General features: G+C 58.1%; 12 protein-coding genes and 4 tRNA genes. All 16 read right to left on the bottom strand.

The annotated features are described in order from the left end of the window. Positions 1-34 precede the first annotated feature (34 nt). Positions 35-4,234: a DNA-directed RNA polymerase subunit beta' gene (gene rpoC, locus V0R59_RS01940; protein ID WP_330073300.1), complete on the bottom strand. Its 4,200-nt coding sequence runs from the start codon at positions 4,232-4,234 to the stop codon at positions 35-37. Between the two features lie 65 nt (positions 4,235-4,299). Beyond that, positions 4,300-8,373, bottom strand: coding sequence for a DNA-directed RNA polymerase subunit beta (rpoB, locus tag V0R59_RS01935; RefSeq protein WP_330073301.1), 4,074 nt, complete (start codon positions 8,371-8,373; stop codon positions 4,300-4,302). Between the two features lie 218 nt (positions 8,374-8,591). Further along, positions 8,592-8,960, bottom strand: coding sequence for a 50S ribosomal protein L7/L12 (gene rplL / locus V0R59_RS01930; RefSeq protein ID WP_330073302.1), 369 nt, complete (start codon positions 8,958-8,960; stop codon positions 8,592-8,594). 82 nt (positions 8,961-9,042) lie between these two features. Next, positions 9,043-9,543: a 50S ribosomal protein L10 gene (gene rplJ, locus V0R59_RS01925; protein WP_009397369.1), complete on the bottom strand. Its 501-nt coding sequence runs from the start codon at positions 9,541-9,543 to the stop codon at positions 9,043-9,045. A 199-nt stretch (positions 9,544-9,742) separates the two neighbouring features. Beyond that, entirely contained in the window at positions 9,743-10,438 is a 696-nt protein-coding gene (rplA, locus tag V0R59_RS01920) for a 50S ribosomal protein L1 (protein WP_330073303.1), read from the bottom strand. After that, the gene (gene rplK, locus V0R59_RS01915) at positions 10,438-10,869 is read right to left on the bottom strand and encodes a 50S ribosomal protein L11 (protein ID WP_330073304.1); all 432 of its coding nucleotides are present in this window, start codon (positions 10,867-10,869) and stop codon (positions 10,438-10,440) included. The genes rplA and rplK overlap by 1 nt, the downstream gene beginning before the upstream one ends. Positions 10,870-10,986: 117 nt before the next feature. Next, complete coding sequence (gene nusG, locus V0R59_RS01910; RefSeq protein WP_042123502.1) at positions 10,987-11,520, bottom strand: transcription termination/antitermination protein NusG; 534 nt, start codon at positions 11,518-11,520, stop codon at positions 10,987-10,989. 9 nt (positions 11,521-11,529) lie between these two features. After that, positions 11,530-11,898, bottom strand: a complete 369-nt coding sequence (gene secE / locus V0R59_RS01905) for a preprotein translocase subunit SecE (RefSeq protein WP_330073305.1) — start codon at positions 11,896-11,898, stop codon at positions 11,530-11,532. Positions 11,899-11,942: 44 nt separating this feature from the next. Then, a tRNA-Trp gene (locus tag V0R59_RS01900) sits at positions 11,943-12,018 on the bottom strand. 54 nt (positions 12,019-12,072) lie between these two features. Further along, positions 12,073-13,266: an elongation factor Tu gene (gene tuf / locus V0R59_RS01895; protein ID WP_330073298.1), complete on the bottom strand. Its 1,194-nt coding sequence runs from the start codon at positions 13,264-13,266 to the stop codon at positions 12,073-12,075. Positions 13,267-13,350: 84 nt separating this feature from the next. Next, positions 13,351-13,426, bottom strand: a tRNA-Thr gene (locus V0R59_RS01890). A gap of 27 nt (positions 13,427-13,453) precedes the next feature. Continuing rightward, positions 13,454-13,527 (bottom strand) — tRNA-Gly (locus V0R59_RS01885). A 23-nt stretch (positions 13,528-13,550) separates the two neighbouring features. After that, a tRNA-Tyr gene (locus V0R59_RS01880) sits at positions 13,551-13,635 on the bottom strand. A gap of 145 nt (positions 13,636-13,780) precedes the next feature. Then, positions 13,781-14,197, bottom strand: a complete 417-nt coding sequence (locus V0R59_RS01875; RefSeq protein WP_330073306.1) for a hypothetical protein — start codon at positions 14,195-14,197, stop codon at positions 13,781-13,783. 7 nt (positions 14,198-14,204) lie between these two features. Further along, positions 14,205-14,951 carry a pantothenate kinase gene (locus V0R59_RS01870; RefSeq protein ID WP_330073307.1) on the bottom strand — a complete coding sequence of 249 codons (747 nt, stop codon included), beginning with the start codon at positions 14,949-14,951 and terminating at the stop codon, positions 14,205-14,207. After that, complete coding sequence (gene birA, locus V0R59_RS01865; protein WP_330073308.1) at positions 14,941-15,897, bottom strand: bifunctional biotin--[acetyl-CoA-carboxylase] ligase/biotin operon repressor BirA; 957 nt, start codon at positions 15,895-15,897, stop codon at positions 14,941-14,943. The genes V0R59_RS01870 and birA overlap by 11 nt, the downstream gene beginning before the upstream one ends. Positions 15,898-16,125 lie beyond the last annotated feature (228 nt).

Raw genomic sequence — 16,125 nt, 5'->3', positions numbered from 1 at the left:
TCGGAGAAGTTGTGCCGGGGCCTCACCCAGTCTGTCAGTTGCCGCTGGAGTTCAGCGCTTCAGTCAGTGCGGCTTCCACCTCACTGGCACTTACGCGCAGCGGCTTGTCGGCATCACGGCGACGCTTGCGCTCGCTGTGGTAGGCCAGACCGGTACCGGCCGGGATCAGGCGACCCACGACCACGTTCTCTTTCAGGCCGCGCAGATAGTCGCGCTTGCCGGTTACCGCCGCTTCGGTCAGAACACGGGTGGTCTCCTGGAAGGAGGCCGCCGAGATGAACGACTCGGTGGACAGCGAGGCCTTGGTGATACCGAGCAGTACGCGCGAGAACTTCGACACGAACTTGTCGTCACCAGCCAGGCGCTCGTTTTCGACCAGCACCTGGGTCAGCTCCATCTGGTCGCCCTTGATGAAGCTGGAGTCACCGGACTCGGTGATTTCAACTTTACGCAGCATCTGACGCAGGATGGTCTCGATGTGCTTGTCGTTGATCTTCACGCCTTGCAGGCGGTAAACGTCCTGGATCTCGTTGACGATGTACTTGGCCAGCGCGCTCACACCCAGCAGACGCAGGATGTCGTGCGGATCGCTAGGACCATCGGAGATAACTTCGCCGCGGTTCACTTGTTCGCCTTCGAAGACGTTCAGGTGACGCCACTTCGGAATCAGCTCCTCGTACGGATCGCTGCCGTCGTTCGGAGTGATGACCAGACGACGCTTGCCTTTGGTTTCCTTGCCGAAGGCGATGGTGCCGCTGACTTCCGCCAGGATCGACGCTTCCTTCGGACGACGCGCTTCGAACAGGTCGGCAACGCGTGGCAGACCACCGGTGATGTCACGGGTCTTCGACGTTTCTTGCGGGATACGCGCGATAACGTCACCGACACCGATCTGAGCACCGTCAGCCACACCGACGAGGGCGTTGGCAGGCAGGAAGTACTGGGCAGGTACGTCGGTACCTGGCAGCAGCAGATCCTTGCCGTTAGCGTCGACCATCTTGATTGCCGGACGGATTTCCTTGCCTGCGGCAGGGCGATCCTTGACGTCCAGAACCTCAATGTTGGTCAGACCGGTCAGTTCGTCGGTCTGGCGCTTGATGGTGATGCCTTCTTCCATGCCCACGAAGGTCACGGTACCTTTCATTTCGGTAACGATCGGGTGAGTGTGCGGGTCCCACTTGGCGACGATGGCGCCAGCGTCGACCTTCTCGCCTTCCTTGACCGAAATCACCGCACCGTAAGGCAGCTTGTAGCGCTCGCGCTCACGACCGAATTCGTCGGCAATGGCCAGCTCGCCGGAACGCGATACCGCGACCAGGTTGCCGTCGGCGCGCTCGACCTGCTTCAGGTTGTGCAGACGAACCATACCGCCGTTCTTCACCTGGACGCTGTCGGCAGCCGAGGTCCGGCTTGCAGCACCACCGATGTGGAACGTACGCATGGTCAGCTGGGTACCCGGCTCACCGATCGACTGTGCAGCGATAACGCCGACAGCTTCGCCGATGTTCACCTGGTGACCACGAGCCAGGTCACGACCGTAGCACTTGGCGCAGATGCCGTAGCGGGTTTCGCAGCTGATCGGCGAACGCACGATCACTTCGTCGATGCTGTTCAGCTCGATGAACTCGACCCACTTCTCGTCGACCAGGGTACCGGCCGGAACGATGACGTCGTCGGTGCCAGGCTTGAACACGTCACGGGCGATCACACGACCCAGAACACGCTCACCCAGTGGTTCTACAACGTCGCCGCCTTCGATGTGCGGAGTCATCAGCAGGCCTTGCTCGGTACCGCAGTCGATCTCGGTCACGACCAGGTCTTGCGCAACGTCTACCAGACGACGGGTCAGGTAACCGGAGTTCGCGGTTTTCAACGCGGTATCCGCCAGACCTTTACGAGCACCGTGGGTCGAGATGAAGTACTGGAGTACGCTCAGACCTTCACGGAAGTTCGCGGTGATCGGTGTCTCGATGATGGAGCCGTCCGGCTTCGCCATCAGGCCACGCATACCGGCCAGCTGACGAATCTGGGCAGCCGAACCCCGGGCACCGGAGTCAGCCATCATGTACATCGAGTTGAAGGACTCCTGCTCGACTTCGTCGCCATTGCGGTCGATGACCTTCTCTTTCGAGAGGTTGGCCATCATCGCCTTGGACACTTCGTCGTTCGCCTTGGACCACAAGTCGATGACCTTGTTGTACTTCTCGCCCTGGGTTACCAGGCCGGAGGCGTACTGGCTCTCGATTTCCTTCACTTCATCGGTAGCAGTACCGATGATGCGGGCTTTCTCGTCCGGGATAACGAAGTCGTTGACACCGATCGAAACGCCGGAAATGGTCGAGTAGGCAAAACCGGTGTACATCAGCTGGTCAGCGAAGATCACTGTCTCTTTCAGACCAACCACGCGGTAGCACTGGTTGATCAGCTTGGAGATCGCCTTCTTCTTCATAGGCTGGTTGACCACGTCGTACGACAGGCCGGCCGGCACTACCTGGAACAGCAGCGCACGGCCGACGGTAGTGTCGACGATGCGGGTGTTCTTGACGCTGTTGCCATCACGATCGTTCACGGTTTCGTTGATACGAACCTTGATCTTCGCGTGCAGGGCTGCTTCGCCGGCGCGGAATACCCGGTCGACTTCCTGCAGGTCGGCGAACACGCGACCTTCGCCCTTGGCATTGATGGCTTCACGGGTCATGTAGTACAGACCCAGTACCACGTCCTGCGACGGAACGATGATCGGCTCACCGTTGGCTGGCGACAGGATGTTGTTGGTCGACATCATCAGCGCACGCGCTTCCAGCTGGGCTTCCAGCGTCAGCGGCACGTGAACGGCCATCTGGTCACCGTCGAAGTCGGCGTTGTACGCGGCGCAGACCAGCGGGTGCAGCTGGATTGCCTTGCCTTCGATCAGCACCGGCTCGAACGCCTGGATGCCCAGACGGTGGAGGGTCGGTGCACGGTTGAGCAGTACGGGGTGTTCGCGAATCACTTCGGCGAGAACGTCCCACACCTCTGGCAGCTCGCGCTCGACCATCTTCTTGGCAGCCTTGATGGTGGTCGCCAGACCACGCATTTCCAGCTTGCCGAAAATGAACGGTTTGAACAGCTCGAGAGCCATCTTCTTCGGCAGACCGCACTGGTGCAGACGCAGGGTCGGACCTACGGTAATTACCGAACGACCGGAGTAGTCAACACGCTTACCGAGCAAGTTCTGACGGAAACGACCCTGTTTACCCTTGATCATGTCGGCCAGGGATTTCAGAGGACGCTTGTTCGAACCGGTAATTGCACGACCACGGCGACCGTTGTCGAGCAGGGCGTCGACGGCTTCCTGCAGCATGCGCTTTTCGTTGCGCACGATGATGTCCGGAGCGGACAGGTCGAGCAGGCGCTTCAGACGGTTGTTACGGTTGATCACCCGACGATACAGGTCGTTCAGGTCGGAAGTCGCGAAGCGACCGCCATCCAGCGGAACCAATGGACGCAGGTCTGGCGGCAGAACCGGCAGAACGGTCAGGACCATCCACTCAGGCAGGTTGCCCGAACCCTGGAAGGCCTCCATCAGTTTCAGACGCTTGGACAGCTTCTTGATCTTGGTTTCCGAGTTGGTCTGCGGGATTTCCTCGCGCAGGCGGCCGATCTCGTGCTCCAGGTCGATAGCGTGCAGCAGCTCGCGGACAGCCTCGGCCCCCATGCGGGCGTCGAAGTCGTCACCGAACTCTTCCAGCGCTTCGAAGTACTGCTCGTCGTTCAGCAACTGGCCTTTTTCCAGGGTGGTCATGCCCGGGTCGATAACGACATAGCTCTCGAAGTAGAGAACGCGCTCGATATCACGCAGGGTCATGTCCATCAGCAGGCCGATACGGGACGGCAGGGACTTCAGGAACCAGATGTGGGCAACCGGCGAAGCCAGCTCGATGTGCGCCATGCGCTCACGACGAACCTTGGCCAGGGCGACTTCAACGCCGCACTTCTCGCAGATCACGCCACGGTGCTTCAGGCGCTTGTACTTGCCGCACAGGCACTCGTAGTCCTTGACTGGGCCAAAGATCTTGGCGCAGAACAGGCCGTCACGCTCGGGCTTGAACGTACGGTAGTTGATGGTTTCCGGCTTTTTTACTTCACCGAACGACCACGAACGGATCATCTCAGGCGAGGCCAGTCCGATACGGATGGCGTCGAACTCTTCGACTTGACCCTGGTTTTTCAGCAAATTCAGTAGGTCTTTCAAGGCCTTTCCTCCTGGCGGAGCAGGGAGCGCGCTGCTTCAGCCGCGCTCCCGATTCGCGTCACGTGTTATTCGGTTTCCAGATCGATATCGATACCGAGCGAACGGATCTCTTTGATCAACACGTTGAAGGACTCGGGCATGCCCGGCTCCATACGGTGATCGCCGTCCACGATGTTCTTGTACATCTTGGTACGGCCGTTCACGTCGTCCGACTTCACTGTGAGCATTTCTTGCAGGGTGTATGCCGCGCCGTATGCTTCCAGCGCCCACACTTCCATCTCCCCGAAACGCTGACCACCGAACTGCGCCTTACCACCCAGCGGCTGCTGGGTAACCAGGCTGTAAGAACCAGTGGAACGCGCGTGCATCTTGTCGTCCACCAAGTGGTTCAGCTTGAGCATGTACATGTAACCAACGGTCACTGGACGCTCGAACTTGTTGCCGGTACGACCGTCGAACAGCTCCATCTGGCCGCTTTCCGGCATGTCTGCCAGTTTCAGCATGGCCTTGATTTCGCGCTCTTTGGCACCGTCGAAGACCGGGGTAGCCATCGGCACGCCCTTCTTCAGGTTGTTCGCCAGCTCGAAGATCTCCTGGTCGGTGAACGACTCCAGGTTCTCCTGGCGCCCGCCGATCTCGTTGTAGACCTCGGTCAGGAAACCACGCAGTTCCGCGGCCTTGCGCTGCTCTTCGAGCATGCGGTTGATCTTCTCGCCCAGGCCCTTGGCCGCCAGGCCCAGGTGGGTTTCGAGGATCTGACCGACGTTCATACGCGACGGTACGCCCAGCGGGTTCAGTACGACGTCGACCGGAGTACCGTTGGCGTCATGCGGCATGTCTTCGACCGGCATGATTACCGAGACCACACCCTTGTTACCGTGACGACCGGCCATCTTGTCGCCTGGCTGGATGCGACGACGGATTGCCAGGTAGACCTTGACGATCTTCAGAACGCCCGGTGCCAGGTCATCGCCCTGCTGCAGCTTGCGCTTCTTGTCTTCGAACTTGTCGTCCAGCAGACGGCGGCGATCGACGATGTACTGCTGAGCCTTTTCCAGCTGCTCGTTCAGTGCATCTTCGGCCATACGCAGTTTGAACCACTGGCCATGCTCCAGACCGTTCAGGACTTCGTCGCTGATCACGGTGCCTTTCTTCAGGCCCGCGCCACCGTCGACCACCTGGCCGTTCAGAGCCGAACGCAGACGCTCGAAGGTCGCGCCTTCGACGATGCGGAACTCTTCGTTGAGGTCCTTGCGGATCTCGTCCAGCTGCATCTTCTCGATGGACAGCGCACGGCTGTCGCGCTCGACGCCATCACGAGTGAAGACCTGCACGTCGATGACAGTACCCTTGGTGCCGGTCGGCACGCGCAGGGAGGTGTCCTTCACGTCGCTGGCTTTCTCACCGAAGATCGCGCGCAGCAGTTTTTCTTCCGGAGTCAGCTGGGTTTCGCCTTTTGGCGTGACCTTGCCGACCAGGATGTCGCCGGCGCCGACTTCGGCACCTACGTAGACGATACCGGCTTCGTCCAGCTTGTTCAGCGCAGCCTCACCCACGTTCGGGATGTCCGCAGTGATTTCTTCTGGGCCAAGCTTGGTATCACGAGCCACACAGGTCAGTTCCTGGATGTGGATCGTGGTGAAGCGGTCTTCCTGAACCACGCGCTCGGACAGGCAGATGGAGTCTTCGAAGTTGAAGCCGTTCCACGCCATGAACGCGATGCGCATGTTCTGACCCAGCGCCAGCTCACCCATGTCGGTGGACGGGCCGTCGGCCATGATGTCACCACGCTGGACCACATCACCCTTGTTCACCAGCGGACGCTGGTTGATGCAGGTGTTCTGGTTGGAGCGGGTGTACTTGGTCAGGTTGTAGATGTCGACACCAGCTTCACCGGTCTCGACTTCGTCATCGGCTACGCGAACGACGATACGGCTGGCATCGACGGAGTCGATCACGCCACCACGACGAGCCACGACGCAGACGCCGGAGTCACGGGCAACGTTGCGCTCCATGCCGGTACCTACCAGCGGCTTGTCGGCGCGCAGGGTCGGTACAGCCTGACGCTGCATGTTCGAACCCATCAACGCACGGTTGGCGTCGTCGTGCTCGAGGAACGGGATCAGCGACGCTGCGACCGAAACTACCTGCTTCGGCGAAACGTCCATCAGGGTCACGTCTTCCGGCGCCTTGACGGTGAACTCGTTCAGGTGACGAACAGCAACCAGCTCGTCGATCAGCTGCTTTTTCTCGTTCATTGCGGCCGAAGCCTGTGCAATGACGTGATCCGCTTCTTCGATCGCAGACAGGAACACGATGTCGTCGGTGACCACACCCTCTTTCACCACGCGGTACGGGCTTTCCAGGAAGCCGTACTGGTTGGTGCGGGCATAGGCCGCCAGGGAGTTGATCAGACCGATGTTCGGACCTTCAGGGGTCTCGATCGGGCAGACGCGACCGTAGTGGGTCGGGTGTACGTCACGGACTTCGAAGCCTGCACGCTCACGGGTCAGACCACCTGGGCCAAGTGCGGAGACACGGCGCTTGTGGGTGATCTCGGAGAGCGGGTTGTTCTGGTCCATGAACTGCGAGAGCTGGCTGGAGCCGAAGAACTCCTTCACCGCCGCCGCTACCGGCTTGGCGTTGATCAGGTCCTGCGGCATCAGGCCTTCGCTCTCGGCCATCGACAGACGTTCCTTGACCGCGCGCTCTACACGCACCAGGCCAACGCGGAACTGGTTCTCGGCCATCTCGCCGACGCAACGGACGCGACGGTTACCCAGGTGGTCGATGTCGTCGACGATGCCTTTGCCGTTACGGATGTCGACCAGGGTCTTCAGGACCTCGACGATATCTTCCTTGCTCAGCACGCCCGAACCTTCGATCTCGGTACGACCGATACGACGGTTGAACTTCATGCGGCCGACGGCGGACAGGTCGTAACGCTCGGCGCTGAAGAACAGGTTGTTGAACAGGGTTTCGGCGGCATCCTTGGTTGGCGGCTCGCCAGGACGCATCATCCGGTAGATCTCGACCAGCGCTTCCAGTTGGTTGCTGGTGGAGTCGATCTTCAGGGTATCCGAGATGAACGGACCGCAATCGATGTCGTTGGTGTACAGGGTCTCGATGCGGACTACCTGAGCCTTGGCGATCTTGATCAGCAGATCGGTGGTCAGCTCGGTGTTGCATTCAGCCAGGATCTCGCCGGTAGCCGGGTGCACGATGGCCTTGGCAGTGGTGCGACCCAGGACGTACTCCATCGGAACGTCCAACTGCTTGACGCCAGCTTTTTCGATCTGGTTGATGTGACGCGCAGTGATACGACGACCCTGCTCGACGATGACCTTGCCGGTCTCGTCCTGGATGTCCATCACTGCAACTTCACCACGCAGGCGCTGAGGAACCAGTTCCAGGCTCAGCTTCTGGTCGCCCAGGTGGAAGACGTTGGTGGTGTAGAAGGCGTTCAGAACCTCTTCGGTGCTGTAGCCCAGCGCGCGCAGCAGAACCGATGCCGGCAGTTTGCGGCGACGGTCGATACGGACGAACACGCAGTCTTTCGGGTCGAACTCGAAGTCCAGCCACGAACCGCGGTAAGGAATGATACGTGCCGAGTACAGCAGTTTGCCGGAGCTGTGGGTCTTGCCACGGTCGTGGTCGAAGAACACACCTGGCGAGCGGTGCAACTGGGAAACGATCACACGTTCGGTACCGTTGATTACGAAGGTACCGTTTTCAGTCATCAGGGGGATTTCACCCATGTAGACTTCTTGCTCTTTGATGTCCTTGATCGCTTTGTTCGACGATTCTTTGTCGAAAATGATCAGGCGCACTTTTACCCGCAGCGGAACGGCATAGGTCACGCCACGCAGCACGCATTCTTTGACATCAAACGCCGGCTCGCCCAGACGATAGCCAACGTACTCCAGGGCAGCATTGCCGGAGTAGCTGATGATCGGGAAAACCGATTTGAAGGCCGCATGCAGGCCGACGTCGCGGAACTGATCCTTGGTCGCTCCCGCCTGCAGGAATTCACGATACGAATCCAGCTGGATGGCCAGGAGGTAAGGCACATCCATGACGTCCGGCAACTTGCTAAAGTCCTTGCGGATACGTTTTTTCTCAGTGTATGAGTAAGCCATCAGCGTTCCCCAGCTTGGTCACCTGCTTGTTTGGCTCCTCCCGGCGGGAGCAGCCAGAAAATCGTGCAAACCCCTTGGTTTGCGCCACCGTTCGTGGTGGATACCGCTCGTCACTGGCATCGAACCGGTCGACTACCAATAACGGAAAAAGGCCGGTGGCCATAGCCACCAGCCTCAGCCGTTTGCTTAACGCTCGGGCTGGAGTCGCAAGGTCGAAATTACTTGACTTCGACTTGAGCGCCTGCTTCTTCCAGCTTCTTCTTCGCGTCTTCAGCGGCTTCTTTCGAAACGCCTTCCAGCAGGGTTTGAGGAGCGCCGTCGACTTTCTCTTTGGCTTCCTTCAGGCCCAGGCCGGTCATTTCACGAACAGCCTTGATCACGTTGACTTTCTTGTCGCCAGCGGCGGTCAGAATAACGTTGAACTCGGTTTGCTCTTCAACAGCGGCAGCAGCGGCAGCTGGGCCAGCGGCAACAGCGGCAGCAGCGGTAACGCCGAAGGTTTCTTCCATCGCTTTGATCAGTTCAACGATTTCCAGAACGGTTTTCTGGCCGATCGCTTCGATGATTTGCTCGTTAGTCAGAGACATGACTATGAATTCCTGTATTGGGGGATAGCCTACGCGGCCATCAAATTAAACGTTTGATTTCGAAAGAGACTACGCGGCCTTATCAGGCAGCAGCGGCTTCTTTCTGGTCGCGCAGCGCTGCCAGGGTACGAGCCAGTTTGCTGGTTGCACCTTGGATTACGCTCATCAGCTGTGCGATAGCCTCGTCGCGAGTTGGCAGGGTTGCCAGCACGTCGATCTGGTTAGCGGCAAGGAACTTGCCGTCGAACGCAGCTGCCTTGATCTCGAACTTGTCCTGACCCTTGGCGAACTCTTTGAACAGACGAGCAGCAGCGCCCGGGTGTTCGTTGGAGAAAGCAATCAGGGTCGGGCCTTTGAACGCGTCGTTCAGGACCGAGAATTCGGTACCTTCAACAGCGCGCTTGAGCAGGGTGTTACGTACGACACGCACGTAAACGCCAGCTTCGCGGGCCTCTTTACGGAGTCCGGTCATTGCGCCTACAGTCACACCACGGGCATCAGCCACGACAGCGGACAGAGCGACTTTGGCAGCCTCGTTGACTTCAGCGACGATGGCCTTCTTGTCTTCGAGTTTAATTGCCACGGGTTTACTCCTGGTTTTTACCGTTGCATCCAACCGGAGCCGGATGTCGTTTTGGTGTCTGATTCGGTAACGAATCGGGAGCACCATCTGCGTAGGCTGGAGGTTTAAGGCTTGCGCCGCCTACGGTCTTGGATAGCCCCCGCCAGGCAGGGACCCCAATTTTTTCAACGAGGGGGTGATCGCTCACCCCAACGTTTTCTTAAGCGTTCAGCGAGCTCTGGTCGATGACCAGACCTGGGCCCATGGTGGTGCTCAGGGTAACGCGCTTGACGTAGATGCCTTTCGAGGAAGCCGGCTTGATACGCTTCAGGTCGGCAATCAGGGCTTCAACGTTTTCCTTCAGCTTGACGGCTTCGAAGCCGACCTTGCCAACGGAGGTATGGATGATACCGTTCTTGTCGGTGCGGTAGCGAACCTGACCAGCCTTGGCGTTCTTGACAGCACCCGCGACGTCCGGGGTTACGGTACCGACTTTCGGGTTAGGCATCAGGCCGCGAGGACCCAGAACCTGACCCAGTTGACCTACAACGCGCATGGCATCCGGGGAAGCGATGACGACGTCGTAGTTCAGGTCGCCGCCTTTCATTTCGGCAGCCAGATCGTCCATACCTACACGGTCAGCGCCGGCAGCCAGAGCGGCTTCAGCAGCAGGGCCCTGGGTGAAGACGGCAACACGTACGGTCTTGCCAGTGCCGTGTGGCAGCACGGTAGCGCTACGAACGACCTGGTCGGATTTACGCGGATCAACGCCGAGGTTGACGGCAACGTCGAAAGACTCGGTGAACTTCACGGCGGACAGTTCAGCCAGCAGGGTTGCTGCTTCTTCGAAGTTGTAAACTTTGCCAGCTTCCAGCTTGGAAGCGATGGCCTTTTGGCGCTTGGTCAGCTTAGCCATTACACACCCTCCACGTTGAGGCCCATGCTGCGAGCAGAACCGGCGATGGTACGCACGGCTGCATCCAGGTCAGCAGCGGTCAGGTCGGCAGACTTGGTCTTGGCGATCTCTTCCAGCTGAGCACGGGTCACAGTACCGACTTTAACGGTGTTCGGGCGAGCCGAACCGCTGGCCAGGCCGGCGGCCTTTTTCAGCAGAACCGAAGCAGGGGTGCTTTTGGTTTCGAAAGTGAAGCTGCGGTCACTGTAGACAGTGATGATCACAGGAGTCGGCAGACCTGGCTCTTGACCCTGGGTACGGGCGTTGAAGGCCTTGCAGAATTCCATGATGTTCACACCGTGTTGACCCAGTGCTGGACCAACGGGTGGGCTTGGGTTGGCCTGGCCGGCCTTAACTTGCAGCTTGATGTAAGCCTGAATCTTCTTAGCCATGAGCTACTCCAATATCGGGTACGATCGCCTGGCGGCTCCCCGGTTTACTTGCGTTTTATCCCGGTGACGAAAAAACCCCGCAGCGCAAGGCTGCGGGGTGTGGGATGCTTCGCTCAACTAGACCTTTTCGACCTGGCTGAACTCGAGCTCTACCGGAGTAGAGCGACCGAAAATGAGCACTGCAACCTGCAGACGGCTCTTCTCGTAATTAACCTCTTCGACAGTGCCATTGAAATCAGCAAATGGACCATCGATAACACGAACCACTTCACCCGGCTCGAACAGGGTCTTCGGCTTCGGCTTGTCGCTGCCATCAGCGACACGACGCAGGATAGCGTCAGCTTCCTTGTCTGTGATCGGAGCAGGCTTGTCTGCCGTACCGCCGATGAAACCCATCACACGAGGGGTATCCTTGACCAAGTGCCAAGTCCCTTCGTTCATTTCCATCTGAACCAGCACATAGCCCGGAAAGAACTTGCGCTCGCTTTTGCGCTTCTGGCCGTTACGCATCTCAACCACTTCTTCAGTGGGAACCAGAATTTCGCCGAAGCCGTCTTCCATGCCTGCCAGCTTCACGCGCTCGATCAGCGAGCGCATTACATGCTTCTCGTAACCCGAGTAAGCATGCACAACATACCAACGCTTAGCCACAGGACACCCTTAGCCAACAATCAAGGAAATCAACCAGCCGAGCAGGGAGTCGAGCCCCCACAACAGCAGCGCCATGACCAACACCACAACCACAACGATCAGCGTGGTCTGGGTAGTCTCCTGGCGGGTTGGCCATACGACCTTACGAATCTCGGTGCGAGCTTCCTTAGCCAACGCAAAGAACGACCGCCCCTTGACCGTCTGCAGCGCAACAAATGCAGCAGCAGCAGCCAGAACGAGGAGGACGATCACGCGATACAGGATTGGCGACGCAGAGTAATACTGGTTACCAACAACCCCTACAACCACCAAAGCAACAACAGCAAGCCACTTGAGCAGATCAAAACGAGAGTCTTGGGCTTCAGACTTGGAAGTCATACAGAAGGATCCTGTGAAAAGAAAGCCAGATACACGAGAGAATCTGGCAGGTCAGGAGGGAATCGAACCCCCAACCTACGGTTTTGGAGACCGTCGCTCTGCCAATTGAGCTACTGACCTAAAAGCTTAATCAGGCCGACCAATATACCGGCCTGATAGAGATAAATCAACTACTTATTCGATAATCTTGGCTACGACGCCGGCGCCGACGGTACGACCGCCTTCACGAATGGCGAAACGCAGACCTTCTTCCATCGCGATGGTTTTGATCAGGGTAACAGTCATCTGAATGTTATCGCCTGGCATAACCATTTCCACGCCTTCCGGCAGTTCGCAGTTACCGGTCACGTCAGTGGTACGGAAGTAGAACTGTGGACGGTAGCCTTTGAAGAACGGAGTGTGACGACCGCCTTCTTCCTTGCTCAGAACGTAGACTTCTGCGGTGAACTTGGTGTGCGGCTTGACCGAACCTGGCTTGGCCAGAACCTGACCACGCTCAACGTCGTCACGCTTGGTGCCACGCAGCAGAACGCCGCAGTTCTCGCCAGCACGGCCTTCGTCCAGCAGCTTGCGGAACATCTCAACGCCGGTGCAGGTGGTCTTGGTGGTGTCACGCAGACCAACGATCTCGACTTCTTCCTGGATGCGGACGATGCCACGCTCAACGCGACCAGTAACAACGGTACCACGGCCGGAGATCGAGAACACGTCTTCGATTGGCATCAGGAACGGCTTGTCGATAGCACGCTCTGGCTCTGGGATGTAGGTATCCAGAGTTTCAACCAGTTTCTTGACAGCGCTGGTACCCAGCTCGTTGTCGTCCTGGCCGTTCAGAGCCATCAGCGCCGAACCGATGATGATCGGGGTGTCGTCGCCTGGGAAGTCGTAGGTGCTCAGCAGGTCGCGAACTTCCATCTCGACCAGTTCCAGCAGCTCAGCGTCGTCAACCATGTCAGCCTTGTTCAGGAAGACAACGATGTACGGTACGCCTACCTGACGGGACAGCAGGATGTGCTCACGGGTTTGTGGCATCGGACCATCGGCGGCCGAGCAAACCAGGATCGCGCCGTCCATCTGGGCAGCACCGGTGATCATGTTCTTGACGTAGTCGGCGTGGCCTGGGCAGTCAACGTGCGCGTAGTGACGTACGTTCGAGTCGTACTCCACGTGAGCGGTGTTGATGGTGATACCACGAGCCTTCTCTTCTGGAGCCGAGTCGATCTTGTCGAAAGCAACGACGGCGGAACCGAAAACCTCGGAGCAAACGCGAGTCAGCGCTGCGGTCAACGTAGTCTTGCCATGGTCAACATGACCAATGGTACCGACGTTAACGTGCGGCTTGTTACGCTCAAACTTTTCCTTAGCCATCGATACCATCCTCCAACAGAAGAATTTAGCTGCGATACCAACCATTAAAACAAAGGCAGATACTTTCATATCTGCCTTGTCATATGGAGCTCTTGAGCGGATTTGAACCGCTGACCTCACCCTTACCAAGGGTGTGCTCTACCAACTGAGCTACAAGAGCTAAACACTTTTTGCAACAGCTGCAATCTGGAGCGGGTAGCGGGAATCGAACCCGCATCATCAGCTTGGAAGGCTGAGGTTCTACCACTAAACTATACCCGCGGAGCTTGCAGCTCTCGCTAAACTGGTGGAGGGGGAAGGATTCGAACCTTCGAAGTCGTAGACGTCAGATTTACAGTCTGATCCCTTTGGCCGCTCGGGAACCCCTCCTGAGCTTGGTCGGCATTCTCTACCCTTGCCGTCCTGCTGTCAAGCTTTTTCTCTTTAAAATCTTGATGTTAGCTTCGTTGACAGCAGCTTCTCAGTTCAGCCACTTAGTGGTTATCCCTGTGAAGCGGGCGCCATTCTATGCAAACTATTCGACAGTTGCAATACCCTCGCACTGCATTATTTTACTCTTTAAGTCATTGAAATCACGGGAAAGACTACCGACCAGGGTTTCATCCAGCAAACGCCGGCTTTCCGGGCGGATCTGCAGCCACCAACCAGGGCTGTCCACCACCTTGCCAACAACCTTCCTGGAAGCAATATCCAGGGTAATCAAACGCTGACGCAGCGCTTCGAGCACTTCTGGCGTGGCCAATCCCCCCAGGTACAGACAATCTCTCTCGGGTTTCGCCTGCTTGGCCTCGCTCAACAGCTGGATTTCCTGCTGACTTCCCTTATAGAGAGAAAGCGACTCGACCTCCTTGGCCTTGAGTGGAGCTTCCTGCTGGTGCCAGACGTAATAAAAGGCATTCAGGACCAGCAGCAGAAGAAACAACCAACGCATACGCACCTCAGTCCAATGGACAAGCGATAGCAAGGCCAACGAATACCAGGTCAGGAACCACCTGAGCCGATGGCACCGCCTGATTCACCAGTGGCGCATCCCCCCCGGTGATAAACAAGGTGAACTCTTCCCCCCAGAGAGCGCGCGCTTGCTCGATCTGGGTCAGGACGAACCCCTGCAGCATCAGCATACAACCCCGCTCCACTGCCTCGACCGTCATCCTGCCGGGCGCAAGACTGGACAGAGCTTGCTCTGCCGAAGCGTCGTCATAGCGAATACGCCGCGTATGAGTGCGCAATTGATTGCGCATCAGCGGCATTCCCGGGCAGATAAAGCCCCCGAGATGCTCGCCACTCGCATTCACGAAGTCGGAGGTCACCGCAGTACCCAGGTCAATCACCACGCAAGCGCGCTTGACCAGGTGATAGCCCCCCAGGAGAGCCAACCAACGGTCGAGACCCAGACGCTCGAAGTCCTCATAGCCGTTGCGAACACCTGCGAGCTCGCGCGCGGGCCCGGCCCTCCTCACCTCAAGCGCGAATGCAGACACCAGGGATTCCACCAGCACGCTGGTTTCTTCCTCGCTGCGCACACTCACCAGGCGACAGAAACCTGGAGCCATACCAGTCGCCTCGATCGCCAGAAGCAGCGCCTTATCCGAATCGACCACACCACCAGCCAAGACCGCGGCATCCGCACGACGAATGATCCGCCACTTGATGAAACTGTTTCCGCAATCGAGCTCAAGAATCATTGCGTAACCTCAAGCTGAGCTCTCCCCCACTGAAACTCTTTTCCACACCATTCACATCCAGGCGCAGCGCCCCCTGATGGTCGACACCCAAAACCGTGCCATCGATGCTCGTGGAACCGGCGATCAGAGAGACCGAACGACCTTGCCATAGATGCGCCTGCTCCCACTCCTCCTGCAGAGCGGAGAACCCATGCTCGCGGTGGCGAACCAAATAATCCCGCAGGTTATCGCCGAGCAGGGCTGCAAGCTGATTGCGATCAACCAACTGCCCACTTTCGAGACGCAGCGAGGTCCAGGCCTGATCAATCTCGGCCTCCTGCATATTGACGTTGATGCCAATGCCAAGGACGACATGACAGACATCTGCCGGGTCGCCGACCAACTCCAGGAGAATACCGGCGACCTTGCGGTTACCCACAAGCACATCGTTCGGCCACTTCAATCCCGCCGAGGCGACACCAAGGGAAAGCAAAGTCTGCCTTACTGCCAGCCCCACCACCAGGCTCAGCCCCTCAAGCTGGCGCATCCCCCCCTCCACGCGCAGCACGAGGCTGTAATAGAGATTCTGGGCAAACGGACTCAACCAGGCACGACCACGACGTCCCCGCCCCGCGCTCTGCCGTTCGGCCAGCACCAGGAACGGCGCAACCTGCCCACTGGCGATCAAGCGCAACGCTTCGGCATTGGTGGAGTCGACTTCGTCGTGGATAAACGTAGGCCACGAGCCGTTGCCAGCCATCAGGTCGATCCTGCTTGCGTCGAGCAGCATCAAGGGCGCCGCCAGTCGATACCCTCGACCGCGAACCTTATACACCGCCAGATCCAGTTCCGACTCAAGGAGCTGCAATTGCTTCCAGACAGCACTGCGACTTACACCCAGCGCTATACCTAGGGCTTCGCCGGAATGAAATCGACCATCCTTGAGGAGCGTTAACAACTTCAGCATGCGAATCTCGATACACAATGAGGCAGGCATGATAGCCATGCCCGGAGAGATTGCATAGAAAGCAGCACCCAGGCGGGCAGTGATTCGGCGTAGATACGGTAGGGATTCAAAGGGAATCGACCAAAGGCTCACTTCGGCTTTTTTGACCGCCAAAGACAAAACCCCTACCTGCTTAAGCAGATAGGGGTTTCGGAATTTAATCTTGACGATGACCTACTCTCACATGGA

Origin of the sequence: Pseudomonas ulcerans, assembly GCF_036324125.1 — a bacterium.
Taxonomy (GTDB): domain Bacteria; phylum Pseudomonadota; class Gammaproteobacteria; order Pseudomonadales; family Pseudomonadaceae; genus Aquipseudomonas; species Aquipseudomonas ulcerans.
The sequence above is the reverse complement of the archived record's forward strand: the minus strand, read 5'-3'. Positions and strand labels throughout refer to the sequence as shown.

Bases quoted from the DNA above. Each gene is read 5' to 3' on its own strand.
- rpoB (WP_330073301.1), bottom strand. From the start codon at position 8,373: ATGGCTTACTCATACACTGAGAAAAAACGTATCCGCAAGGACTTTAGC.
- rplL (WP_330073302.1), bottom strand. From the start codon at position 8,960: ATGTCTCTGACTAACGAGCAAATCATCGAAGCGATCGGCCAGAAAACC.
- rplA (WP_330073303.1), bottom strand. From the start codon at position 10,438: ATGGCTAAGCTGACCAAGCGCCAAAAGGCCATCGCTTCCAAGCTGGAA.
- rplK (WP_330073304.1), bottom strand. From the start codon at position 10,869: ATGGCTAAGAAGATTCAGGCTTACATCAAGCTGCAAGTTAAGGCCGGC.
- secE (WP_330073305.1), bottom strand. From the start codon at position 11,898: ATGACTTCCAAGTCTGAAGCCCAAGACTCTCGTTTTGATCTGCTCAAG.
- tuf (WP_330073298.1), bottom strand. From the start codon at position 13,266: ATGGCTAAGGAAAAGTTTGAGCGTAACAAGCCGCACGTTAACGTCGGT.
- V0R59_RS01875 (WP_330073306.1), bottom strand. From the start codon at position 14,197: ATGCGTTGGTTGTTTCTTCTGCTGCTGGTCCTGAATGCCTTTTATTAC.
- V0R59_RS01870 (WP_330073307.1), bottom strand. From the start codon at position 14,951: ATGATTCTTGAGCTCGATTGCGGAAACAGTTTCATCAAGTGGCGGATC.
- birA (WP_330073308.1), bottom strand. From the start codon at position 15,897: ATGCTGAAGTTGTTAACGCTCCTCAAGGATGGTCGATTTCATTCCGGC.